The organism is Pseudonocardia sp. ICBG162 (assembly GCF_020496225.1).
GTDB lineage: Bacteria > Actinomycetota > Actinomycetes > Mycobacteriales > Pseudonocardiaceae > Pseudonocardia > Pseudonocardia alni.
Genome location: NZ_JAHLJD010000013.1, coordinates 1,868,561 through 1,889,939, shown reverse-complemented (window position 1 = coordinate 1,889,939; position 21,379 = coordinate 1,868,561). Strand labels below are relative to the sequence as shown.

Annotated in this window: 27 protein-coding genes; 19 read left to right on the top strand and 8 right to left on the bottom strand. The window is 74.5% G+C overall.

Features of this window, described 5'->3' with window-relative positions; all coding sequences use genetic code 11:
* The first annotated feature begins 39 nt into the window (after nucleotides 1-39).
* Nucleotides 40-408: an SPW repeat protein gene (locus KPL60_RS11870; RefSeq protein ID WP_062401380.1), complete on the top strand. Its 369-nt coding sequence runs from the start codon at nucleotides 40-42 to the stop codon at nucleotides 406-408.
* 83 nt (nucleotides 409-491) lie between these two features.
* Complete coding sequence (locus tag KPL60_RS11865; protein ID WP_226355949.1) at nucleotides 492-1,043, top strand: TetR/AcrR family transcriptional regulator; 552 nt, start codon at nucleotides 492-494, stop codon at nucleotides 1,041-1,043.
* A 19-nt stretch (nucleotides 1,044-1,062) separates the two neighbouring features.
* Here the strand turns inward: KPL60_RS11865 and KPL60_RS11860 are convergent, their stop codons facing one another.
* Nucleotides 1,063-1,893 (bottom strand): hypothetical protein, encoded by an 831-nt coding sequence (locus KPL60_RS11860; RefSeq protein WP_226365841.1) that lies wholly within the window; start codon nucleotides 1,891-1,893, stop codon nucleotides 1,063-1,065.
* A 157-nt stretch (nucleotides 1,894-2,050) separates the two neighbouring features.
* On the opposite strand from KPL60_RS11860, the gene KPL60_RS11855 reads away from it, so the two are divergent.
* Together KPL60_RS11855 and KPL60_RS11850 are read left to right on the top strand one after the other, a co-directional pair.
* Nucleotides 2,051-3,103: an ABC transporter substrate-binding protein gene (locus KPL60_RS11855; protein ID WP_226365840.1), complete on the top strand. Its 1,053-nt coding sequence runs from the start codon at nucleotides 2,051-2,053 to the stop codon at nucleotides 3,101-3,103.
* A gap of 153 nt (nucleotides 3,104-3,256) precedes the next feature.
* The gene (locus tag KPL60_RS11850; RefSeq protein ID WP_226355952.1) at nucleotides 3,257-3,580 is read left to right on the top strand and encodes a hypothetical protein; all 324 of its coding nucleotides are present in this window, start codon (nucleotides 3,257-3,259) and stop codon (nucleotides 3,578-3,580) included.
* A 93-nt stretch (nucleotides 3,581-3,673) separates the two neighbouring features.
* On the opposite strand, the gene KPL60_RS11845 is transcribed toward KPL60_RS11850, so the two are convergent.
* Complete coding sequence (locus KPL60_RS11845) at nucleotides 3,674-4,327, bottom strand: DUF998 domain-containing protein (protein WP_226355953.1); 654 nt, start codon at nucleotides 4,325-4,327, stop codon at nucleotides 3,674-3,676.
* Between the two features lie 62 nt (nucleotides 4,328-4,389).
* Here KPL60_RS11845 and KPL60_RS11840 point away from each other — a divergent pair, with 62 nt between their 5' ends.
* Nucleotides 4,390-4,995: an alpha-ketoglutarate-dependent dioxygenase AlkB gene (locus KPL60_RS11840; RefSeq protein WP_226365839.1), complete on the top strand. Its 606-nt coding sequence runs from the start codon at nucleotides 4,390-4,392 to the stop codon at nucleotides 4,993-4,995.
* An 18-nt stretch (nucleotides 4,996-5,013) separates the two neighbouring features.
* Nucleotides 5,014-5,607 (top strand): nicotinate-nucleotide adenylyltransferase, encoded by a 594-nt coding sequence (gene nadD, locus KPL60_RS11835; RefSeq protein ID WP_226355955.1) that lies wholly within the window; start codon nucleotides 5,014-5,016, stop codon nucleotides 5,605-5,607.
* Nucleotides 5,608-6,207: 600 nt separating this feature from the next.
* On the opposite strand, the gene KPL60_RS11830 is transcribed toward nadD, so the two are convergent.
* Nucleotides 6,208-6,639 (bottom strand): nitroreductase family deazaflavin-dependent oxidoreductase, encoded by a 432-nt coding sequence (locus KPL60_RS11830; protein WP_226365838.1) that lies wholly within the window; start codon nucleotides 6,637-6,639, stop codon nucleotides 6,208-6,210.
* A gap of 277 nt (nucleotides 6,640-6,916) precedes the next feature.
* Between KPL60_RS11830 and KPL60_RS11825 the strand changes: the two genes are divergently transcribed.
* Nucleotides 6,917-7,255, top strand: coding sequence for a hypothetical protein (locus tag KPL60_RS11825; protein WP_226355957.1), 339 nt, complete (start codon nucleotides 6,917-6,919; stop codon nucleotides 7,253-7,255).
* Between the two features lies 1 nt (nucleotide 7,256).
* Here the strand turns inward: KPL60_RS11825 and KPL60_RS11820 are convergent, their stop codons facing one another.
* Complete coding sequence (locus KPL60_RS11820; protein WP_226355958.1) at nucleotides 7,257-7,526, bottom strand: helix-turn-helix domain-containing protein; 270 nt, start codon at nucleotides 7,524-7,526, stop codon at nucleotides 7,257-7,259.
* A 63-nt stretch (nucleotides 7,527-7,589) separates the two neighbouring features.
* Between KPL60_RS11820 and map the strand changes: the two genes are divergently transcribed.
* From map to KPL60_RS11785, 7 genes are all read left to right on the top strand, one after another.
* Nucleotides 7,590-8,366: a type I methionyl aminopeptidase gene (gene map, locus KPL60_RS11815; RefSeq protein WP_226365837.1), complete on the top strand. Its 777-nt coding sequence runs from the start codon at nucleotides 7,590-7,592 to the stop codon at nucleotides 8,364-8,366.
* Nucleotides 8,367-8,373: 7 nt separating this feature from the next.
* Nucleotides 8,374-9,306 (top strand): alpha/beta hydrolase, encoded by a 933-nt coding sequence (locus KPL60_RS11810; protein ID WP_226365836.1) that lies wholly within the window; start codon nucleotides 8,374-8,376, stop codon nucleotides 9,304-9,306.
* A 221-nt stretch (nucleotides 9,307-9,527) separates the two neighbouring features.
* The gene (locus tag KPL60_RS11805) at nucleotides 9,528-9,686 is read left to right on the top strand and encodes a hypothetical protein (protein WP_226365835.1); all 159 of its coding nucleotides are present in this window, start codon (nucleotides 9,528-9,530) and stop codon (nucleotides 9,684-9,686) included.
* Nucleotides 9,687-9,767: 81 nt separating this feature from the next.
* The gene (locus KPL60_RS11800; RefSeq protein WP_226365834.1) at nucleotides 9,768-10,868 is read left to right on the top strand and encodes an alpha/beta fold hydrolase; all 1,101 of its coding nucleotides are present in this window, start codon (nucleotides 9,768-9,770) and stop codon (nucleotides 10,866-10,868) included.
* Nucleotides 10,869-10,994: 126 nt separating this feature from the next.
* The gene (locus tag KPL60_RS11795; protein ID WP_226365833.1) at nucleotides 10,995-12,209 is read left to right on the top strand and encodes a cytochrome P450; all 1,215 of its coding nucleotides are present in this window, start codon (nucleotides 10,995-10,997) and stop codon (nucleotides 12,207-12,209) included.
* Nucleotides 12,210-12,223: 14 nt separating this feature from the next.
* Nucleotides 12,224-12,421: a ferredoxin gene (locus tag KPL60_RS11790; protein ID WP_226365832.1), complete on the top strand. Its 198-nt coding sequence runs from the start codon at nucleotides 12,224-12,226 to the stop codon at nucleotides 12,419-12,421.
* 76 nt (nucleotides 12,422-12,497) lie between these two features.
* Entirely contained in the window at nucleotides 12,498-13,049 is a 552-nt protein-coding gene (locus tag KPL60_RS11785) for a dihydrofolate reductase family protein (RefSeq protein WP_226365831.1), read from the top strand.
* A gap of 7 nt (nucleotides 13,050-13,056) precedes the next feature.
* Here KPL60_RS11785 and KPL60_RS11780 read toward each other — a convergent pair whose 3' ends face one another.
* Nucleotides 13,057-13,686, bottom strand: coding sequence for a DedA family protein (locus tag KPL60_RS11780; RefSeq protein WP_226365830.1), 630 nt, complete (start codon nucleotides 13,684-13,686; stop codon nucleotides 13,057-13,059).
* A 63-nt stretch (nucleotides 13,687-13,749) separates the two neighbouring features.
* Between KPL60_RS11780 and KPL60_RS11775 the strand changes: the two genes are divergently transcribed.
* Entirely contained in the window at nucleotides 13,750-14,487 is a 738-nt protein-coding gene (locus KPL60_RS11775) for a class I SAM-dependent methyltransferase (protein WP_226365829.1), read from the top strand.
* On the opposite strand, the gene KPL60_RS34635 is transcribed toward KPL60_RS11775, so the two are convergent.
* A complete protein-coding gene (locus tag KPL60_RS34635; protein WP_226365828.1) occupies nucleotides 14,466-15,206 on the bottom strand; it encodes an IclR family transcriptional regulator in 741 nt (246 codons plus the stop codon). The two genes, KPL60_RS11775 and KPL60_RS34635, sit on opposite strands and share 22 nt — an antisense overlap.
* On the bottom strand, nucleotides 15,203-16,708 hold the full coding sequence (locus KPL60_RS11765) for an APC family permease (protein WP_226365827.1): 1,506 nt from the start codon (nucleotides 16,706-16,708) through the stop codon (nucleotides 15,203-15,205). The genes KPL60_RS34635 and KPL60_RS11765 overlap by 4 nt, the downstream gene beginning before the upstream one ends.
* 160 nt (nucleotides 16,709-16,868) lie before the next feature.
* Between KPL60_RS11765 and KPL60_RS11760 the strand changes: the two genes are divergently transcribed.
* The 4 genes from KPL60_RS11760 to KPL60_RS11745 all read left to right on the top strand — a co-directional run bounded on the left by KPL60_RS11760 (nucleotide 16,869) and on the right by KPL60_RS11745 (nucleotide 20,471).
* Entirely contained in the window at nucleotides 16,869-18,440 is a 1,572-nt protein-coding gene (locus tag KPL60_RS11760; RefSeq protein WP_226365826.1) for an FAD-dependent oxidoreductase, read from the top strand.
* A 27-nt stretch (nucleotides 18,441-18,467) separates the two neighbouring features.
* Entirely contained in the window at nucleotides 18,468-19,124 is a 657-nt protein-coding gene (locus KPL60_RS11755; RefSeq protein ID WP_226355971.1) for a Rid family hydrolase, read from the top strand.
* 92 nt (nucleotides 19,125-19,216) lie between these two features.
* A complete protein-coding gene (locus KPL60_RS11750) occupies nucleotides 19,217-19,741 on the top strand; it encodes a GNAT family N-acetyltransferase (protein WP_226365825.1) in 525 nt (174 codons plus the stop codon).
* A gap of 49 nt (nucleotides 19,742-19,790) precedes the next feature.
* Complete coding sequence (locus tag KPL60_RS11745; RefSeq protein WP_226355973.1) at nucleotides 19,791-20,471, top strand: hypothetical protein; 681 nt, start codon at nucleotides 19,791-19,793, stop codon at nucleotides 20,469-20,471.
* 4 nt (nucleotides 20,472-20,475) lie between these two features.
* Here the strand turns inward: KPL60_RS11745 and KPL60_RS11740 are convergent, their stop codons facing one another.
* The gene (locus KPL60_RS11740; protein ID WP_226365824.1) at nucleotides 20,476-21,336 is read right to left on the bottom strand and encodes a MaoC family dehydratase; all 861 of its coding nucleotides are present in this window, start codon (nucleotides 21,334-21,336) and stop codon (nucleotides 20,476-20,478) included.
* Nucleotides 21,337-21,379 lie beyond the last annotated feature (43 nt).

Here is a 21,379-nt window from a genome sequence, read left to right as displayed (position 1 = left end):
GTATCCCCACAGGGACCTCACAGGAGAAGGTGACTGACGATGGCTGGGACCACTGGTCGTACCTGGCAGCGGTGGCAGGACTGGGCCGCTCTCGTGATCGGTGTGCTGACGGCCCTCTCGCCTCTCGTGACGACGACGAATGCCGCCGCCGCGTGGACGATGGTCGTACTGGGCGTGGTGCTCGCCGCCACGTCCCTCTGGTCGCTCGCCGTGCCCGGCTCGGTGGCGAGCGAATGGGTGCACGGTGTGCTCGGCGTGCTGCTGTTCCTCGCCCCCTGGGTGATGGGCTACAGCGCGCTGACCGGGGCGTCGTGGACGTCCTGGGTGGCCGGCGTCCTCGCGGTCGTCGTGGCGGCCTCGGCGCTGCCCGCGGCGAACGCGGAGCACCGCACGCTCGCCACGCACTGACCGTCCGGCAGCACGACGACCAGGTGAGGGGCCGCGACCCGGAGGGGTCGCGGCCTCCGCCGCGTCCGGGGGAGGATCGCACCGTGGACCACGAGTTCGACCCGGACGCACCCGCCCGGGACCGCATCCTCGACGCGGCCGAGGGGCTGTTCGCCGAGCACGGTTTCGACGCGACGCCCACCTCGCGCATCGCCGAGCGGGCCGGGGTGCCGAAGGGGCTGGTGCACTACTACTTCCGCCGCAAGCCCGACCTGCTCGAGGCGCTCGTCGAACGGCTCCCGCACCCGGTGCGCGGGGCGGACGTCGCCGTCGCCGGGGACGTGCTCGCCGGGCTGCGGGCGCTGGTCGCCGCCCTGGACCGGGCGCTCGACGCGTCCTCGGTCCTGTCCCACCTGCTGTGGCGCGAGGCCGACACCCACCCGGTCGTCCGCGACGCGCTGCTGCGCCGCTCCGGTGAGCTGGAGGACGCGGTGCACGAGGTCCTCGCCACCGGCGGCGGGGCGCCGGAGCGGATCCGCGGCGCCGCCCGGCTGCTGGCCGCGGCGATCGGGCACCGCTACGCCCTCGACCGGCACGGCGACGACGCCCGCACCGACATGGAGGCCGAGCTGTCCTTCGTCGCCGCGGGGCTGTAGCGGCGCTCCCGGAGCGGGGTCAGGGCCAGGGGCGCCAGGGCGCGCCGGACTCCTCGTAGCGCGGGACGGTGTGCCTGCGGTCGGCGAGCCGGTGCAGCGCGTGCGCCGTCCACGTCCGCCACCCCAGCAGGGCCAGTAGCACCACGATCAGCCCGGCGGTCAGCGGGCCGGCCCAGCCGAGCGGACCCGAGGCGTTGACCGCGGCCATGACCAGCGGACCGAGCAGCGCGAACACCGCGCCCGCGACCTGCGGGAGCCGGGCGTCGGCGAGCACGTCGACGGCGATCAGCCTGCGCTGCTCACCGTCCGGGGTGCAGCCCGAGCGCAGCACCTTCCGCGCGGCTGCGCGGTCGCGCACCAGTCCCATGTCCGGCCCGCGGGCCGGGGCGACCCGCACCGGGATCCGCGACGCCGACAGCCACAGCAGCACCACGCCGAGCAGGCTCAGCAGCCCGCCGACGACGATCGCCGCCAGCAGGTGGTCGGCGCGGGCGTGCACGTCGGTGGTGATCGAGTAGACGACGCCGAACCACGCCGCCGCGACCCCGGCCGCGACCCGGCCGATGACGACGGCCCGCAGCGACGGCGGTCGCACGGTCGGCCACGGCCCGGCCGGTGCGACGGCGGCGGGCTCGCCGGGCCGGTCGTCGGGACGGCCCTCGGGCACCGGCGGCGCGGGCGGGGCCAGCACCGGGCCGGGCACACCCGGGGGACCCGCGGGCGGCGGGGCCGCGGGCTCGTGCAGCCGCCGACGCCCGCCGGGCGCGGGCGGAGGGGCCGGAGGACCGGGCGCGGGGGAGCGGGGGCCGGCGTCGCGGTCGGCCCGGTCGCCGGTGTCCGGAGCACGCATGGTCGCGACGCTACCCGCGGGTCCGGGCGCTCGGGCCGGGGTGTCGGCCCCGCGCGACGGGTGCGGCCCCCGGGGCGCCGAACGAGCGGTGCGGATCACGCAGAGTCGACAAACCGGTCAGGTTAGGCTCGCCTTCCTAGCTCGAAGGAGGCCCACCGTGCCGCTCGCCGCAGCACCCCTGTCCGCCCGTTCCGTGAGCCGTCGCGGCGTCCTCGCCGGCGCCGCCGGTCTGCTGGTCCTCGCCGGGTGCGGGGCCCGGCCGCAGGACCGGCAGGGAGCCGACGGTGCGGCCACGGAGGGCTACCCGGTGACGGTGCGGCACGCGCTGGGGGAGACGGTCGTCCCCGACCGGCCGCAGCGCGTCGTCACCCTCAGCGCGGCGAACACCGACGTCGCACTGGCGATGGGAGTGCTGCCGGTCGCGATCCCGCGCACCGTCTACGGCGGCGACGCCGAGGGCGTGCTGCCCTGGGTACGCGACGCGATCACCGCGCACGGCGGCGCGTTCCCGCAGGTCATCGGCTCCGACGACCTGTCCGCGACGCCGATCGAACAGGTCGCCGCGGCCCGGCCGGACCTGGTACTGGCCACCTACTCGGGGCTGACGCGGGCCGAGTACGACCAGCTGTCGGCGATCGCCCCGACCGTCGCCTACCCCGACGCCCCGTACTCCACCGGCTGGCAGGACCAGACCCGGATCGCCGGTCAGGTGTTCGGCGACCCGGCGCGGGCCCGGCAGCTGATCGACTCCACCGGGCAGCGCCTGCGCACCGCGGCCCAGCGGTACCCGCAGCTGGCGGGGGCCACGTTCGTCTACACCGGCGGGATGGACGCCGGTGCGCTCGGCGTCTTCCGGGCGGGCGACGTCCGGGTCCGGCTGGTCACCGACCTCGGGCTCACCCTGGCGCCCTACGTCGAGCAGAACGCGCCGGGCGGCGGGGAGGTCTACTACACCGTCAGCGGTGAGCTGCTCGCGCGCGTCGAGTCCGACCTGGTCATCGGCTTCTTCGCGACGCCGGCCGAGGAGCAGGCCTTCCGGGCCGCGCCCGGCGTCGGGCTGCTGCCGGCGATGGCCCGCGGCGGGTTCGCCCCGGTCGTCGGGGCCGACCGGGTGGTGGCGAGCTCGGCTCCGTCGGTCCTGTCGATCCCGTGGGTGCTCGACGCGTACCTGCCGATCCTGGCCGACGCCGCCGCCCGCTCGCGCGGCTGAACCGGTCACCCGCCTGCCGTAGTCGACATCTGACTATCAGTTATCTCCGCAGGTGACGCGAACGGGTGAATGCGCGTTGCGGGCGCCGCCGCCCCTCGTTGAGTGGGCAAGACCGTTTGCGACGGTCTAACGACCAACCATGGAGGTTGTGAGATGCGGAAGTCCGTTCGCGGCGCGCTCGTCGGCGCAGCGCTGCTCCCCCTGGCCGTCGCGGCGCCCGCCGCGGCCTTCGCCGGCACCACCGGCTACGACGAGGGTGGCAAGGACAAGGGTCACTCGAAGCACGAGGGTGACAAGGACAAGGGCCACCACAAGAAGCACGGTCACCACAAGAAGTGGGACCACAAGAAGCACGACGACAAGAAGCACGACCTCGCGCTGCCGGCCCCGCTGGACAGCGTCGTCGACATGATCACGGGTGCCACCGGCGGCGGCATCCCGTCGGCGCCGGCTGCTCCGGCCTCGCCGGTCGGCTGACCGAACCCGGTCCCGTGACGGGCCGGTCCGGACCCTCGAGGGGTGTCCGGACCGGCCCGTCCGCCGTTGCGGGGCCGGAGTCGTACGGGCGGGTCAGATCACCGGCGCCGGGTCCTGGGTCGGCGGGTCCTTGAGGATCGTGTCGCCCTTCACGAACCACGCGACACCGAACGCGAGGATCGCGACGGCCTCCAGCCAGAACAGGGTGTGGAGCCGCTCGGCGACGGCGTCGGGCACCAGTGCCGCGTCCAGCGCGGCCAGCACGAGGCAGGTCACGATCGTCGCGCCGCAGACCCGGTAGACGAGGTTGCGGGCGGCCTTGCTCCGCGTCCCGGATTCGCCGCGGGTGAACAGGACAAGGCAGAACCAGGCCAGGCCCGCGAAGAACACCGTCGCCGCGGCCAGGTGGAGGTACCCGACGACGGTCGCCGCCGTCGTCGCCGCGCCGTCGGGCCGGGTGGGCAGCAGTGCGACGGCGATCGCCGCCGTCCCGGTGATGTTGGCGAGCCGGTTGTCCGGCCGCTCGTAGCGGTAGCAGAAGAGGAACACGCCGACCGCGCACAGCGAGCCGACGAACACGTCGCGCATCGGCGAGTAGTAGTAGCGGCTGATGGAGTCCCGCAGCCCGTCGCCGCCGAGGGCCAGGTCGCCCGCCACCAGCACGAACGGGAGCAGGATCCCGATCACGCCGACGGCACGCCGCAGACCCAGGTAGGACAGCACGGCACCGTCGGCACGCGAGGACATGGCGAAGATCGTCGCAGAGCCGTCACTCGAACTCTCGTTCGATCCGGCGTAGCGTTCCGGAGGTGGACGTCGGCGGGCAGGCTTCGCTCTTCGCGACCGGGGGTGCGGCCCCGGCGTACCGGCACGAGCTCGCCGGCGGGGCGTGGGTCGACGTCGCGGTCGGCTGGGCTCCCGATGCGGACGAGCTGTTCGCGCTGCTCCGCGCGACCGTGCCGTTCCGCGACCACCGCCGCCGCATGTACGACCGCGTGGTCGACGAGCCGCGCCTCACCCACCGCTGGGTCCTGCCCGACGACGCGGTGCCCCACCGGCTGCGCGACATGGGCCGCACGCTGGGGGAGCGCTACGGCCACGACTTCACCCAGATCGGCGTGAACCTCTACCGCGACGGCGCCGACGGCGTGGCCTGGCACGGCGACCGGGTAGCCCGCGAGCGGCCCGAGGCCGTCGTCGCGCTGGTCGCCCTCGGCGCGACGCGGCCGCTGCGGCTGCGCCCGACCGGCGGCGGCGCGTCGGTGTCGTTCCCGCTCGCCTCGGGGGACCTGCTGGTCATGGGCGGGACGTGCCAGCGGACCTGGCAGCACAGCGTGCCGAAGGTGGCGCGCAGCGGTCCGCGCATCAGCGTCCAGTTCCGCCACCTGTATCCGGGGATGCCGCCGGGTGGGTGACCGACATAGTCTGCGTCGATGCAGCGCAAGATCGGCGTGATGGGCGGGACGTTCGACCCCGTCCACCACGGCCACCTCGTCGCCGCCAGTGAGGTGGCGGACCGCTTCGCCCTCGACGAGGTGATCTTCGTACCGACCGGGAGACCGTGGCAGAAGACCGGCCGCGACGTCTCACCGGCCGAGGACCGATACCTGATGACGGTCATCGCGACGGCGTCGAACCCCCGGTTCTCGGTCAGCCGCGTCGACGTCGACCGCGACGGCCCCACCTACACCGCGGACACCCTCGCCGACCTGCACGACGCCATGCCCGACGCGCAGCTGTTCTTCATCACCGGCGCGGACGCGCTCCAGCAGATCCTGTCCTGGCGCAAGGTCGACGAGCTGTTCCGCTACGCGCACTTCGTCGGCGTGACCCGGCCCGGGTACGAGCTGGCCGACGGGCACCTGCCCCAGGGGTCGGTGACGACGGTGGAGGTGCCCGCGATGGCGATCTCGTCCAGTGAGTGCCGGGCGCGGGTGGGTGCGGGGCGGCCGGTCTGGTACCTCGTGCCGGACGGGGTGGTGCAGTACATCTCCAAGCGCAGCCTGTACCTGGATCCGGAGCGCTGAGCTGCGGTTTCTCTCGGCGGACCCCCTGCGGGTACAAGATCATCTGACTCGGAGGGTCAGCGCGGATCCGCACCGAGCGCGGTGTCGACGAGCGTCCGGGTGCGATCCAGGGCGTCCGGCCACGCGTGTGCGTGGGTGATCATCGGCGAGCTGTGTCCCAGGGCGAGCTGCACCGTCTCGACCGACGCCCCGTTGTGGATCAGCAGCCGTCGGCGGGGCAGCCGAACATCGGCGGCCGACCCCGTGCGCCCTCCACCGCTCCGCGGTGATCCTCGGTACGCGCGGTGATCCGCTCGTCGCGTGCGTCCGGTCGCGCGCGGGCGACGGATCAGCGCGCGGGCCGCGGATCACTGCGCGGACGGACGCTCGGCCGGGATGTCAGGGCGCCGGACGGGTGATCGCGGCGGTGGACGTGTCGGCGCACGTCTGCGCCGCGCCCCGGGAGGAGTCCGGATCCGGGCCCCACCCATCCCGGGTGACGACCACGCCCCCGTCGATCAGCACAGGAGTGCCGTGCACGCCCCGCGCGACCGCGCTCAGGTACTGATCGACGGGCAACGGGCCGGCCCCGGGGGGCGGGTCCGGAACCGGGGTGCGGACTCAGGCCCGCTGCAGCTCCAGCACCGGGATGGTCCGGTCCGTCTTGCGCTGGTAGTCGCCGAACTGCGGCTCCAGTGCGACCTGGCGGGCGTAGACCTCGTCGCGCTCGGGGCCGGTGACCTCCCGCACCCGCACGGGCAGGGTGTCCGTGCCCAGCTCGATCCGCGTGTCGGGGTTCGCGATCAGGTTGTGGTACCAGTCCGGGTTGCTGTCGGCGCCACCCTTGCTCGCGAAGACGAACACCCGCTCGCCCTCGATCAGCGGGACCAGCGGAGCGATCCGTTCGGTGCCCGACCGGGCCCCCACGTGGTGCACCAGCACCAGCGGCTTGCCCTCGAACATGCCGCCCGCCCGGCCGCCGTTCGCGCGGAACTCCTCGATCACGGCGCGATTCATCGCGGCGAAGTCCATCGGGGCGGGTGCGTCACTCATGTCGAGCTCCTCCGGTGAGGTGTCGGGCGCCGTCTCCGCGCCGTACCTCCCCGGTCAACTCGATCTCCCCGCCGGTCATTCCAGGCCCCTCGGGGTCCGCCCGATCGGGGAGCCGGACGCGTCCCCGTGGTGGCGGACGGTTCAGGACGTGTGGCGGCGCCGGCCGGGCGCACCCCGGTGGGATCGCATCAGGGCGGCGAGCGGCCCGGCGCGACGGCATCGCCGTGCCGGGCCCCGGCCGGGTAACGCCACGGCCCGGCTCGACGATCCCGCCCGCATGACGAACGCCGTCCCCGTCGTGCTGAGCGCGCGCCTCTGCGCCGTCGCCGACGCGGAGCTCGACAACGCCATCGAGGTCGCGATCATGGGCGACGACCACGCGCGGGCCGATCTCGCCCTCGCCGCCCGCGAGTCCATCGGCGCGCAGGTCCCCTGGGTCGACGGGCAGTGGCCGGCGGCCGACCAGGAGCTGCGCATCGGTCTGGACCCGTCCCAGTGGGCGCTGGTCGTCGAGGAGGTCCGGGGCAGCCGTGCGGGCTACGAGCGGATCGGCGACCGGGAGTCGGTCGCGCTGGGTGAGGAGGTACTGGACGTGCTGGGCCGGCAGCTGACCTGAGCTACCCGGCGGCCTCCATCGCCACGTCGCTCCCGCGCCACTCCGCCGCCAGCTCCTCCAGCGGCACCCCGAGCGCCTCGCCCAGACACACGATCGTACCGAACCCCGGCGAGGGCAGCCGTCCGGTCTCGAGCTTGCGCAGCGTCTCGGGGGAGACGCCGGCCGCCCGCGCGACGTCGACCGGGTCGCGGTCGGCCCGGGCCCGGCGCAGCAGCGCACCGAGACGGCGGCCGGCCTCGATCTGCTCGGGCGTGAGGGGCTGACGGACCATGCGTCGAGCGTAGGGTCGGTATTACTGTACCGGCAAGCCGTGACGGTCCGGTATAGTAATACCGTGATCGAACTGAAGACACCGGCCGAGATCGACCGGATGCACACGACCGGCCGGTTCGTCGCCGAGGTGCTCACCGAGGTCGGCCGGATCGCCGACGTCGGCGTGAACCTCCTCGACATCGAGCAGCACGTGCGCGGCATGATCGCCGAACGCGGCGCCAAGTCCTGCTACTGGGACTACGCCCCGTCCTTCGGGCGCGGCCCGTTCCGCAACGTCATCTGCCTGTCGGTCAACGACGCGGTGCTGCACGGGCTCCCGCACGACTACGTCCTGCGCGACGGCGACGTCCTCAGCGCCGACATCGCCGTCAGCATCGACGGCTGGGTCGCCGACTCCGCCCGGACGGTCGTCGTCGGCACCACGGCCGACGAGGGCGACCTGCGCGTCGTCCGGGCCACCGAGGACGCCCTGGAGGCCGCGATCGACGCGGCCCGGCCGGGCAACCGGCTCGGCGACATCTCCGCCGCCATCGGCGGGGTCGCCCGCGACTACGGCTACCCGGTCAACACCGAGTTCGGCGGGCACGACCTCGGCCGCACCATGCACGGCGACATCCACATCCCGAACGCCGGGCGGGCCGGCCGTGGCCTGACCCTGCGCCCGGGGCTGACCCTCGCGCTCGAACCCTGGTTCGCCCGGACCACCGACAAGATCGTGTTCGACCCGGACGGCTGGACCATCCGCTCCGCCGACGGCTCGCGCACCGCGCACTCCGAGCACACCGTCGCGATCACCGAGGACGGCCCCCGGGTGCTGACCCGCCGCGGGCAGGACTGAGCGGCCCGTGCGTGTCGACCTCGACGCACTGACCGTGCCGGTCCCGTCGGCCGACGCCGAGCGGACCCGGGCCTTCTACCGCTCCCGTCCGGCGGGTCGCGGCCCCGCGGACGCCGACGAGCTGCGCGCGGTCCGGGCCGCGGCCGCCACGCCGCAGCCCGCGGTGCCGCCCGCGGTGGGGGACACCGCCGTCGCCGACGGCCGTCGGGTGCCGGTGCGGATCTGTCGCCCGCCGGGCACGGCGCGCGGGGTGCTGCTGCAGATCCACGGCGGTGCCTTCTACCTGGGCTCGGCCGCGCGGGACGACGTCGGGAACCGGGCGCTGTCCGACGCGCTCGGCGTCGCGGTCGTCGCCGTCGACCACCGGCTCGCCCCGGAGCACCCCTGGCCCGCCGCACCCGACGACTGCGCGACCGCGGCCCTGTGGCTGCTCGACCGGGCGCCGGAGCTGTTCGGCACCGACCGGATCGCGTTCACGGGCGTCTCCGCCGGGGCCACCCTGGCCGTGACGACGCTGCTGCGGCGGCGCGACCGCGGCCTGGCCGACCGCGTCGCCGGGGCCGACCTGCGGTACGGCACCTACGACCTGAGTGCCCGCACCCCGGCCGGTCGCCGCATCGCCGACGAGTACTTCCTGCGCGCCTACGCCGGCCACGTCGCCGACCGGACCGTCCCGGACCTCTCCCCGGTGTTCGCCGACCTCACCGGCCTGCCGCCGCTGCTGATGACGGTCGGCACCGACGACGTGCTGCTGGAGGACAACCTCGCGATGGCCGCCCGGCTCGCGACGGCCGGGGTCGAGGTCGACCTGCGCGTCCACCCGGACGTCCCGCACGGCTTCGCCGGGCACGACACCCCGGTCGCCGCCACCGCGCTGCGGTACGCAAGGGACTGGCTGTCCGCTCGGATCGACGGCGCGTCCCCGCCGCCCGGGGTGTGACGACCCGACCCCGCACACCTCCGCGAGGTGCGACGCCGCCACACCGCCGATCACGGTGCGTCATGCAACGGGTGTCGCCGGTCTACGGAAAGTGAGCCCGGTGGGCGGACGCGGACCACCGTCCGCGACATCGATCTTCTTGCGGCACACGAGAGATGGGAACGCAGTGCCTGCGACCCGGCTCCGCGCGTTACCACCATATGAACTCCGACGACCTGACCATGCCCATCCTCGACCCCGCCCAGCTCGCCGAGCTGCGCCGCAGCACCGACCCGGCGCCCGCCGCGGCGCCACCGAACGCCGCGGCCTGGCTGCTGATGATGGTGCTGGGACTCGGCATCGTCGTGACGATGCTCGTGCTCGTCGTCGCCTGGAGCTGAGCGCGGCCCGGTCGGGATCTTGTGCCGCGCGTCACAAGGGAGAAGAGTCGCCCCGGTCCGCGTCTTCGACGGAGCAGGAGCGTGACAGCAGTGACGACCGGGACGACAGCGCAGCCGACGGCGATCGAGAATCCCTACTACACCCACGAGTTCCACGGCGACTACGACCTGATCAGCCTGGGGGAGTTCGCGCTGGAGGAGGGCGGGGTGATCCCCGACCTGCAGCTCGCGGTGGCCACCTTCGGTACGCTGAACGCGGCGAAGGACAACGCGATCCTCGTGACGACCTGGTACTCGGGCACGCACCAGATCTTCCGCGACGTCTACATCGGCCCGGACCACGCGCTGAACCCGGAGCGGTACTTCATCGTCGTCGTCAACCAGATCGGCAACGGTCTGTCGACCAGCCCGCACAACGCCTCGGGCGCCAACGCGGGCATCGCGATGTCGAACTTCCCGCACGTCCGCATCGGCGACGACGTCCGCGCCCAGGAGCAGCTCCTGCGCGAGCACTACGGGATCGACCGGCTCGCGCTGGTCGTCGGGGGCTCGATGGGCGCGCAGCAGACCTACGAGTGGATGGTCCGGTTCCCGCAGAAGGTGCGCCGCGCCGCGCCGATCGCCGGGACCGCGCAGAACACCCCGCACGACTTCCTCTACACGCAGGCCCTGGTCCAGGCGATCACCTCCGACCCCGGCTTCGCCGGCGGCAACTACCGCAGCAACACCGAGGTCGAGGCCGGGCTGAAGCGGCACGCCGGCATCTGGGCGGTGATGGGGTTCTCCACCGAGTTCTGGAAGCAGGAGGTGTGGCGCGCCCTGGAGTTCGAGTCCCGCGAGGCGTTCATGGCCGGCTTCCTGGAGCCGTACTTCACCGCGATGGACCCCAACGACCTGCTGTGCATGGCGTGGAAGTGGCAACGGGGCGACGTCGCCCGCCACACCGGCGGCGACCTCGCCGAGGCGCTCGGGCGCAACGAGTCCGTCGCCCGGGTCATCCCGATCAACGAGGACATGTTCTTCCCGGTCCGTGACCACGAGGCCGAGCTGGAGCTGACCCCGCACGCGACGATCCGCGTCGTCGACGACCTGCTCGGGCACCTCGCCCTGTTCGGCGTCGCGCCCACCTACATGCCGCAGATCGACCAGTACCTGCAGGAGCTGCTCGACAGCCCGGCGTGACCGCGGGCCCGGACCGTCCTCGACCCGCCCGTTCGGGGACGGTCCGGCGCACTCCGGACACATTCGTGGCAGATACTGCCAACAAATCGTAGGCTGGGGATCACCACCACGACCCCAGGAGTGTCGATGACCCTCGCCACCGAGCGTCCCCGCCTGCCGTTCACCCGACCGAACCTGCTCGATCTCGCGCCGTTCTACGAGGTCCTGCGCCGTGAGGCGCCGATCGCGCCGGTGACCACCCCGGCCGGGGACCCGGCCTGGCTGGTGACCCGGTTCGCCGAGGTCCGCGAGCTGCTCGGGGACAAGCGGTTCGGCCGGTCGCACCCGGAGCCGGAGAAGGCGTCGAGGATCAGCACCGCCGCCGTCCAGGACGGGCCGACCGGCACCTACGAGAACGAGGCGGAGGAGCACGGCCGGATGCGCCGGCTGCTCACCCCGGCCTTCTCCGCCAAGCGGATGCGGACGCTGTCGGGGCACGTGCAGGAGCTCGTCGACGGCTACGTCGACGCGATGGTCGCCGAGCACGACGCCGCGGGCCCGGGTGCCACCGTGGACCTGCACACCCACCTCGCCTTCCCGCTGCCCGTCGCGGTCATCTGCTCGCTGCTCGGCGTCCCCGAGTCCGACGGCGAGTACTTCCGTGCCCTGTCCGACCGGATGGCCACCTTCTCCGGGGAGGACGCCCACGCCGCCCGCGAGGAGTTCGGCCGCTACATGGCCGGGCTCGCCGAGGGCAAGCGCGCCGAGCCGGGCGAGGACGTCATCACCGACCTCGTGCGGGCCCAGGCCGAGGACCCCGGGTTCGGCTACCCCGAGATGGTCCGGCTCTGCGTCGGGCTGCTGTTCGCCGGCCACGAGACCACGGTGAACCGCATCGGGCTCGGCATCCTGTTCCTGATGACCAACCGCGACGAGTGGGACAGGCTCGCCGGGGACCCGGACGGCCGGGTCGACGCCGTCATCGAGGAGGTCATGCGCCTCGGCGCGCCCGGCGACCTGGGGCTGCTGCGCTACGCCCACGAGGACGTGGAGATCGCCGGGGTCACGATCGCGCGCGGCGACGCGGTGATCCTCTCGGTCAACGCCGCCAACCGCGACGTCGACGTCTTCGACCACGCGGAGACCTTCGACCCCGACCGCACCGAGCGCGGACACGTCGGCTTCGGCCACGGGCCGCACTTCTGCATCGGCGCGAGCCTGGCCCGCACCGAGCTGCGTGCGGTCTTCGCGACGCTCGCCCGTCGGCTGCCGGAGCTGGACCTCGCCGTCGGCATGGACGAGCTCGACGTGCGCACCGACCACATCACCGGCGGCGTCCGCAGCCTGCCGGTCCGCTGGTGAGGGAGGGGACCGCGATGAAGGTCGAGGTCGACCAGCACGCGTGCGTCGGCTCGGGGCAGTGCCTGCTCACCGCCCCGGACGTGTTCGACCAGCGTGACTCCGACGCCATCGTCGAGCTGCTCACCGACACCCCGCCGGACGGCCAGGAGCAGGCCGTGCGCGACGCGGCGCGGGGCTGTCCGGCGTCGGCGATCACCGTCGTCGACGGCTGAGCGGAGCGATGAGTCCGGGACGCCTCCGCGGTCGACCCTGGTGTACGACGCACCGACGACCGTGGAGGCACCTCCCGTGCGCACCCTCGCGATCACCCAGAACATCACCCTCGACGGCTCCGTCGAGTTCCTCGGCGACTGGTTCGACCCGAACGCCGAGGGCCAGGACGACGTGCTCGCCGAGCTGCACCGCCAGGACGCCGCGTCCGACGCGACCCTGCTCGGCCGTCGCACGTTCTGCGACTTCCGCGGCTTCTGGCCCGCGCAGACCGACGACGCCACCGGCATCACCGACTACCTGAACAAGGTCGACAAGTACGTGGTGTCGTCCACGCTGACCGACCCGGAGTGGCAGAACTCGACGATCCTGTCCGGGGACCCGGTCGCCGAGGTGGCGGCGCTCAAGGAGCAGCCGGGCACCGACATCGTGCTGACCGGCAGCATCACGCTCTGCCACACGCTCATCGCCGCCGGGCTCGTCGACGAGTTCCGGCTCTTCCACCACCCGGTCGTGCAGGGCGCCGGCCGGCGCCTGTTCCCCGACGGTGCGTCCTTCGAGGGACTACGGCTCCTCGACGCCCGGTCGTTCTCCGGCGGGGTCGTCTACACCGCGCACGCGGCGCGCTGACCGGCGCTCAGGTCGCCGTCTCCTCCCGCGCGGCGGCCCGCTCCACCCGGTGCCGCACGTAGCGCGACACCAGCAGTCCGCCGACGACGGCGACGATCAGCCCGATCCAGGAGAACCGCTTCAGCCAGGTCTCGGCGACGATGCCGAGCAGGTAGATCAGGGCGACCGTGCCGCCCGCCCACAGCACCGCACCGGTGGCGTTCGCCGCGAGGAACGCGGGGTAGCGCATCCGCATCGTCCCGGCCAGCGGCCCGGCCAGGATCCGCAGGATCGCCACGAAGCGACCGAACAGCACCGCCCACACCCCGTGCCGGTCGAAGATCCGCCGGGCGACGGTGAGATGGGCGGGCCCCAGGTGCTTGGGGAAGCGGCGCCCGAGCCGTTCGAGCAGGCCGGTGCCGTAGCGGCGCCCGACCGAGTAGCCGATCGAGTCACCGATGATCGCGCCCGCCGTCGCCGACGCCGCGACGGCGACCGGGTCGATGTGGGACCCGGGCCGCGCGGCCAGCAGCGCCGCGCCGACCAGCACGATCTCACCGGGCAGCGGGACCCCGATGCTCTCCACCCCGACGACGCCCGCGCACAGGAAGTAGATCGCGAGCGGGGGGATCGCCATCAGGAGCATGTCGACGTGCACCACCCCATCATGCACAGGTATCGGTGCTGCGGTGACGGCCCGGTGCGGGCATCATGCGCGGACGTGAGCACACCGCTGGAGCAGGTCTTCCTGGCCGCCCACGACGACCTGCCCCGTGAGGCGCCGGGATCGGAGGAGACGACGGCGCTGCTGCTGCGTCTGGCCGGCGACCTGCCCGAGCGGCCGCGGATCGTCGACATCGGCTGCGGGACGGGCCCCTCGACGCTCCCGCTGGCCGCCGCGACCGGTGGTGAGGTCGTCGCCGTCGACCTGCACGAACCCTTCCTCCAGCGGCTGCGGACCCGCGCCGCGACGTCCGGGCTGGGGGAGCGGGTGCGTCCGCTCGTCGCGGCGATGGACGACCTCCCGCTGCCCGACGGCGAGGCCGACCTCGTCTGGTCCGAGGGTGCGGCCTACGTCATGGGGTTCGACGCCGCGCTGGCCGGCTGGCGGCGGCTGCTGGCCCCGGGCGGTGTGCTGGTCCTCACCGAGGCCGAGTGGACGACCACCGAGCCGTCACCCGGCGCGCGGGAGTTCTGGGACACGGGCTACCCGGGGATGCGGACGACCGCGGAGAACGTCGCCGCCGCGCAGCGCGCCGGGTACACGGTGCAGGCGGTCTACCTGCTCCCCGACTCCGACTGGGACGCCTACTACCGGCCGCTGGCCTGCCGGATCGCGACCCTGCGGGAGGACGGCGTCGACCCGGTGGCGCTGGACGAGGTGGGCGGCGAGATCGCCGTGCGGGAGCGGTTCGGCGCCGAGTACGGCTACACCGGCTACGTCCTGCGTCCGCGCTGACCCGGCTCCCGTGCGCCCGTGAGCCGGCCGATCCGGTCGGCCCCCGCGCGCAGCAGCGCGGTCAGGTCCGGATCGGTGACCGGCAGCCGCCCGGTCGGGCCGAGGGCGGCCAGGCAGCCGACGACGCGACCCTCGGCGTCGCGCACCGCGACCGCGACCGACGAGCGGCCGGAGCGCAGCTCGTCGACCTCGGTGGCGACGCCCGCGCGCGCCACCGTCCGCAGCTCCTCGGCCAGCACGGGCCCGGCGGTCAGGGTGTGCCGGGTGAGGGGCCGCGGCCGGTCGGGGACGAGCTCGGGGTGCGCGGCGAGCATGATCTTGCCCATCGCCGAGGCGTGCGGATGGGCGAGCAGCGTCCGCTCCCCGGGCAGCTCGTGGTCGGGGTCCCGGTCGACCAGCCGCAGCGTGCCCGCGGGCCAGTCGGCGACGAACAGCCCGAACCGGACCCGGCCGCGGATCCCGGCGACGACCTCGGCCATCTGCGGCGGACCCTGTGCGGCACCGGCGAGCTCGCGGGTGCGGCGCCCCAGCGCGAAACCGGACAGGTCGCTGATCCGGACCAGGTAGCCGTCGGCGACGAGCACGTTGAGCAGCCGGTACGCCGTCGCCGCCGGGATCCCCGTCGTGCGGGACAGCTCCCGCGCCGTCGCACCCGGCCCGATCCGCGCCACCGCCTCCAGCAGCTCCAGGGCCCGGCTCGCGGCACCCGGCTCGCTCACGGCGGGTCCCCGGCCCGCCGGTCCCGCCGGACCAGTCTCGGCGTGCCCGAGGCGTCCGGGACGAAGTCGCCCGCGCCGGGCAGGACGTCGTCGCTGCCGGGCTGGTCGAACGCCCCGATCCGGGCGAGCCGGTCCGGGCGACGGCGCAGGAACCACCACCACACCGGCCCCGCCGCGCAGCACGCCACCAGGGCCACCGCGGCGCCGGTCCCGTCGACGGCGCCGAGCAGGCCGGGCAGCCGCAGCACCAGGAGCAGCGTGCCGAGGACCCCGACCGCGGCGCCGGTCACCAGCGCCGGGCGGGTGTGCTCCCGGATGCGCAGCAGGAACGCGACGGAGGCGAGGGCGACCAGCACGTAGGCGACGGTGACCAGGGCCCGCACCAGGTGGCGCACCGCGTCGGTCCCGGACGGGGCCAGGTCGGCGAGCAGCCCGCCGGCGAGCACCACGGCCACGATCCCGACGACGGCCCGGTGCGGGGTGCGCCACCGCGGGTGCACCGTCGCGAGGAAGCGCGGCAGCAGCCGCTCCACCCCGAGGGAGAACGCGACCCGCGACGCCGCGTGCGCCGAGGCCGCCGCCGAGGCCAGGTAGGAGCAGGCCAGACCGGCGTGCAGGGCCACCACCAGCGCGGTCGGGACCCCCGCCGACCCGGGGTCGGTCAGGATCCGGACCAGGGTCGCGGCCCGGCCGGTCCAGCCGGCCCAGGCCGCGAACGACAGCAGCGCTCCGCACAGCAGCGGCGTCCACAGCACCACCCGGGTCACCGTGACCAGCGGTCGTCGCGCCTCCGGGCCGAAGAAGGTCGCCGACTCGAAGCCCGCGAGCATGAACATCGCCGTCAGGGCGACGGCCAGCAGGTCCGGCACCGGTCCGGCCGGGACCGGCGCGGCGGGGTCCGGGGCCGGGACCAGCAGCACCGCGACGACGAGCAGCAGCGAGCCGGCCTCCACCCCGAGCAGGGTGAGGGCGGCGACCCGCGGCCCGCGCACCAGCACCGTCGCGATCCCCGCCGCCACCACCAGGTGCAGCAGCACCTGCGCACCGGCCCCGCTCACGTCGAGCCCGGCCGCCCCGGCCAGCGCGGTCAGGGCCCGGCCGCCCGCGTAGAGGGTGATCGCTGCGCTGCCCAGGTACTTGCACCCGATCACGACGGCGGCGGTGAGCGAGGCCCGCGCGCCGAGGCCCTGGAAGACGAAGCTGTAGACACCGCCCGCGGCGGCCTGACGACGGGTGAACTGGCCGAGGCAGACCGCCACCAGGGTCACCGCCACCGTCGCGCCGACGACGACGAGCAGCCCCGCCAGCGGATCGGCGAGCCGGCCCACCACCAGGGGGAGCATCGCCATCGACGCCGCCGGCGCGGTCGTCGCCACGGACTGCGCGACCAGCTCGGTCCCACCCATCCGGCGCCGTCCGAGCGGCGCCATCGGCGACTCCGCCCGCAGCGGTGCCCGGCCGGGGGAGAAGGACCGCGCGATGGCCCTGTCGAGGTCGGACACGGAGCCGGACGCTAGGGCCGGGCTGTTGCCCGGGTGTTGCGTCCACGCGTCGGACGTCGAACCCGCGATGGGAGCGCGCCGCCCGCCTTCCCGGTCCGGTTGCCGCGAACGCAGCGCGGACGACCCGCGACCGTCGCCGCCGGTTCCGAACATCTCCGCCGTGACCGTGACCCGCAGAACGTTCATCAGGGCGCTGGGGCTGGCCGGTGGGGCCGGCGCCGCGTACGAGGCCATGGCGACCATCGGCCTCGCCCCGCGTGCCGGGGACGACCCGGCCTGGACCCCACCGGCCCGCGACGCCCGTGCCGCGGGCCGCCGCGTGCTCGTGCTCGGCGCCGGCCCGGCCGGGCTCGCCGCCGCCCACGAACTGGGCAAGGTCGGCTACGACGTGTCCGTCGTCGAGGCCCGCACCCGGCCCGGCGGGCGGGTCTGGTCGGTGCGCGCGGGCACCGAGGAGACCGACCTCCACGGCGAGACGCAACGCTGCACGTTCGCGCCGGGCCACTTCTTCAACCTGGGCGCGACCCGGATCCCGCAGAGCCACGTCACCCTGGACTACTGCCGCGAGCTCGGTGTGGAGATCCAGCCGTTCGGCAACCAGAACGCCAACACCGTCGTCAACTACACCGACGCGGGGGCGCTGTCCGGCACCTCGGTCACCTACCGGGCGGCGAAGGCCGACACCTTCGGCTACGTCTCCGAGCTGCTCCACAAGGCCACCACGCGCGGCGCGCTCGACGACGTCCTGACCGCCGCGGACAAGGAGGCGCTCTCGGAGTTCCTCGTCTCGCTGGGTGACCTGTCCTCCGACGGCCGCTACCTCGGCTCCCCGCGCCGGGGCTACGCCCGCGAGCCCGGCGGCGGGACCGACGCCGGGACCCCCACCGTGCCGTACCCGATGTCGTCGGTGATCCGCAGCGGCCTGGGCCGGAACTTCGCCTTCGACTACGAGTACGACCAGGCCACGATGATGTTCACCCCGGTCGGCGGGATGGACCGGATCCACCACGCGCTCGCCGATCGGATCGGCGCCGACCGGATCCGCTACGGCACGGCCGTCACCGGGCTGCACAACACCCCGGACGGGGTGACCGTCGACGTCGTGCCGGTCGCGGGCGGGCCGGTCGAGCGGCTGACGGCCGACGAGGTCGTCTGCACGCTGCCGCCGCACCTGGTGACCCGGCTCGACACCAACCTGCCCGCCGCCGTGCTGGCCGCGCAGCGTGCGGCCAGGCCCAGCTCGTCGGGGAAGCTCGGGATCGAGTACACCCGCCGTTGGTGGGAGACCGACGAGCGGATCTACGGCGGCGCCAGCAACACCGACCGCGACATCGCCCAGATCATGTTCCCCTACGACCACTTCCACGCCGACCGGGGCGTGGTCGTCGGCTACTACAGCTCCGGGGCGCGACAGCGGGCCTTCGAGTCCCTGACCCACCGCCAGCGGCTCGCGAAGGCCCTCGACGAGGGCGCCGCGATCCACGGCGAGAAGTACCGCTCCGACATCGCGTCGTCGTTCTCCGGGTCGTGGGCGGTGACCCGCTGGTCGGAGTCGGCCTGGGCGAGCTGGGAGGCCACGAGCCCGGAGTACCGGCTGCTCACCCAGCCCGCCGGGCGCATCTGGTTCGCCGGGGACCACCTCTCGCACGCCATCGCCTGGCAGCACGGCGCGTTCACCTCCGCCCGGTCGACGGTCTCGGCGTTGCACGCCCGGGTCGCCGGCGGCGCCTGACCCCACCCCGTTCCCCGAGGAGACACGATGCGACGTCCCGTCCCCGTCCTGATCGCCCTGTCCGTCACCGCCGCGCTGGTCACCGGCTGCGCCGGCGGCGCGCCCGACCCCGCCGGGCCCGGACCGTCCGCCCTGCCCGTGCTGGAGGCGGGCGAGGCCGACCCGATGATCGCCGAGGGGGTGAGCGTGGTGAGCGGGGCGTCGCTGTACAAGTCCAGCGGTCTCGGCCCGTCCGCGGCGAACCCCGCGGCCGCGGACGGCACCCCGCAGTCCTACGTCGACGCGGGGCAGTTCCCCGGCGGCACGCTCCCCGCGGGCGTCTCGCTCACCGAGGCCCAGGGCATGAACGCGCTCGCCCGGATCAAGGAGAACCTGGAGGCCCGGGGCCTGCGCCTGGACGACGTCACCTCGATGCGGGTGTTCCTCGACAACGCCCCCGGCACGACCCGGGCGGACTACGCCGGCTGGAACCGGGCCTACCGCCAGTACTTCGCCAACACCGACCTGACCACGGGGGAGACGGTGCTGGTCCCGACCGGGACGGCCGCGCCCGCCGCACCGCTGGTCCGCAACCCCGCCCGGCCCAGCCGGTTCGCGTTGGAGGTGGCGAGCCTGCCGGTCCCCGGCTGGCTGGTGGAGGTGGAGGTCGACGCGGTCTACCCGGCCGGGGTGACCCCGCGCTGACCTGCGCCCCCGCGCGGGCCCGCCGGTCCGGCCGGCTCCGGCGGTGGCGCCGATCCGGTCGCGGCACCGGGGTGCGGCGGTACGGTCGGGTCGTGAGCGCCGTCGTGCCGCCGGGTCCGCGCCCCCGCACCGACGACGACCTGCCGGGCTGCGTCGCGGTGCTGCGCGCGGTGCACGCCACCGACCGTTACCCGTCGACCTGGCCGGCCGACCCGGCGGCGTTCCTGTCCCCGTCGGGCCTGGTCACCGCGCTGGTCGTCACGGTGGGGGAGCGGGTCATCGGGCACGCCGCGCTCCTCGCCGACGATGCCGACGACGCGGGCGACCCCGGTGCGCTGCGGCTGACCCGGGTGTTCGTCGACCCGGCGCTCCGCCGTGCCGGGCACGCCCGCGCCCTGCTGGCGGGCGTCGCCGCCGAGCTCGCGGCCCGTGGCCGCGACGGGGTGCTCGACGTCGTCGAGTCCGTCCCGGCCGAGCGTCTCTACCGGGCGGCCGGCTGGGTCCGCACCGGGACCGCGCCCGCCGGGTGGCGGTTCCCAGACGGCCGCGAGCCGGTCGCCGCGCTCTACCGGCTGCCGATCACGCAGCGCCGAAAGAGTGACGACGCAGCGCAATAGTCGACCATCGGTCACGCTGCGCTGCGCCGATCGGGCTACGGTGATCCTCGTGATCGAGGTCCCCACCCCGACGGTGGCCGGTCTGCTGCTCCGCGCGGTGCCGCAGCCCGTCCGCCGGGACGCCCACGCCGCGATGCACACCCTCGCCCCGTGGGGCGCGGTGTCGGCGCAGCTCGTGCAGGACTCCGGCGGCGGCGTCGCCGACCACGACGTGCACGTCGACGGCGACCCGGTCCACATCCCGTTCCGGGTGTCGTTCCCCTGGCCGTCGTCGGCGGTGCTCGCCCGGATGGGCCCGCGCCGCCGCGCCGTCGTCGCTGCGTGGATGTCGCGCAGCGAGAACGCCGGGCACCGCCAGCGCGCCGTGCGCGACCTGCTCTGCGTGCACGAGGCGTGGGTGGTGCCGTTCGTGGTCGCCCCCTGCGGGGAGTACGTCCACGAGATCGGCGCCGACGTCGACCGGTTCGTCCGCACCGAGCTGGGCCGCCACCCCGCGCTCCGGCACGCCTACGCCCGCTTCGTGCGGGACAACCCGCGGTTCCTGGCCACCACGCGGCATCGCGCGGTGACCTTCCGCCACCTGGACCACCGGTGGCCGCACCGGGGCGACCCGGACCGGACCTACCCGCAGCTCGCGGCGCTCGACGCGCTGTCCGCCCTCGCCTATCGGGGAGGTCAGGACTACCCGGGGGACCCGGCGCCGCCGCGGGTCACCGCGGCGGCGTCCTGAGCGCTCAGGCGGACGCGGCCGCCGCCGTGACCTCCGCGGTGCCGCGGTCCAGCACCACCTCGCCGTCGACGGCGGTCCGGAACGCGACCGTGCCGTCACCGGTGTCCCACACCGAGACGGTCAGGGACTGGCCGGGCACGACCGGCCGGGTGAACCGGGCGTCCATCGCGACGAGGCGGCGGGCGTCGCCGTCGCAGACGGTCGCGACCAGCGCACGCGTGGTGAACCCGTAGGTGCACATGCCGTGCAGGATCGGCCGGTCGAAACCGCCCTTCGCGGCGAACTCCGGATCGCTGTGCAGCGGGTTGCGGTCCCCGGTCAGCCGGTAGAGCAGGGCCTGGCCGGGCGTGGTCCGGTAGGTCACCTCGTGGTCGGGCGCGCGGTCGGGGACGGGGCTCGGCGCGCTGTCACCGCGGGTGCCGCCGAAGCCGCCCTCGCCGCCGAGGAACAACGTCTTCGTGCTGGTCAGAACCGGTTCCCCGGTGCTCGCGTCGACGGCCTCGGCCTCGGTGCGCACCAGCGCCCCGGACCCCTTGTCGAGCACCTCGGTGACCGTCGCGGTCACCCGGACCCGCCCCTCCACCGGCAGCGGGCCGACCACCCGGAACGCCTGCTCGGCGTGCACGACGCGCGAGGCGTCCACGTCACCGAGGTCGACCTTCGCGCCCGCGGTGACGATCTCCGCGAACGACGGCAGCACCGCCGTCCGCACGCCCGCGGTGTTCTCCGTGGTCAGCGACAGCTCGGCGGTGGGGTCCTCACCCCCCGCGCCGACGGCGACCGCGTAGAGGAGCACGTCGTCCCGTGCCCACGCGAAGCTGACCGGTTCGCACTGCGTGCCCTCGAGATCGGGCGCCAGGGGCATGGGGAGTCTCCTTCGACGTTCCACCGTGAGGCGGAAACCTATC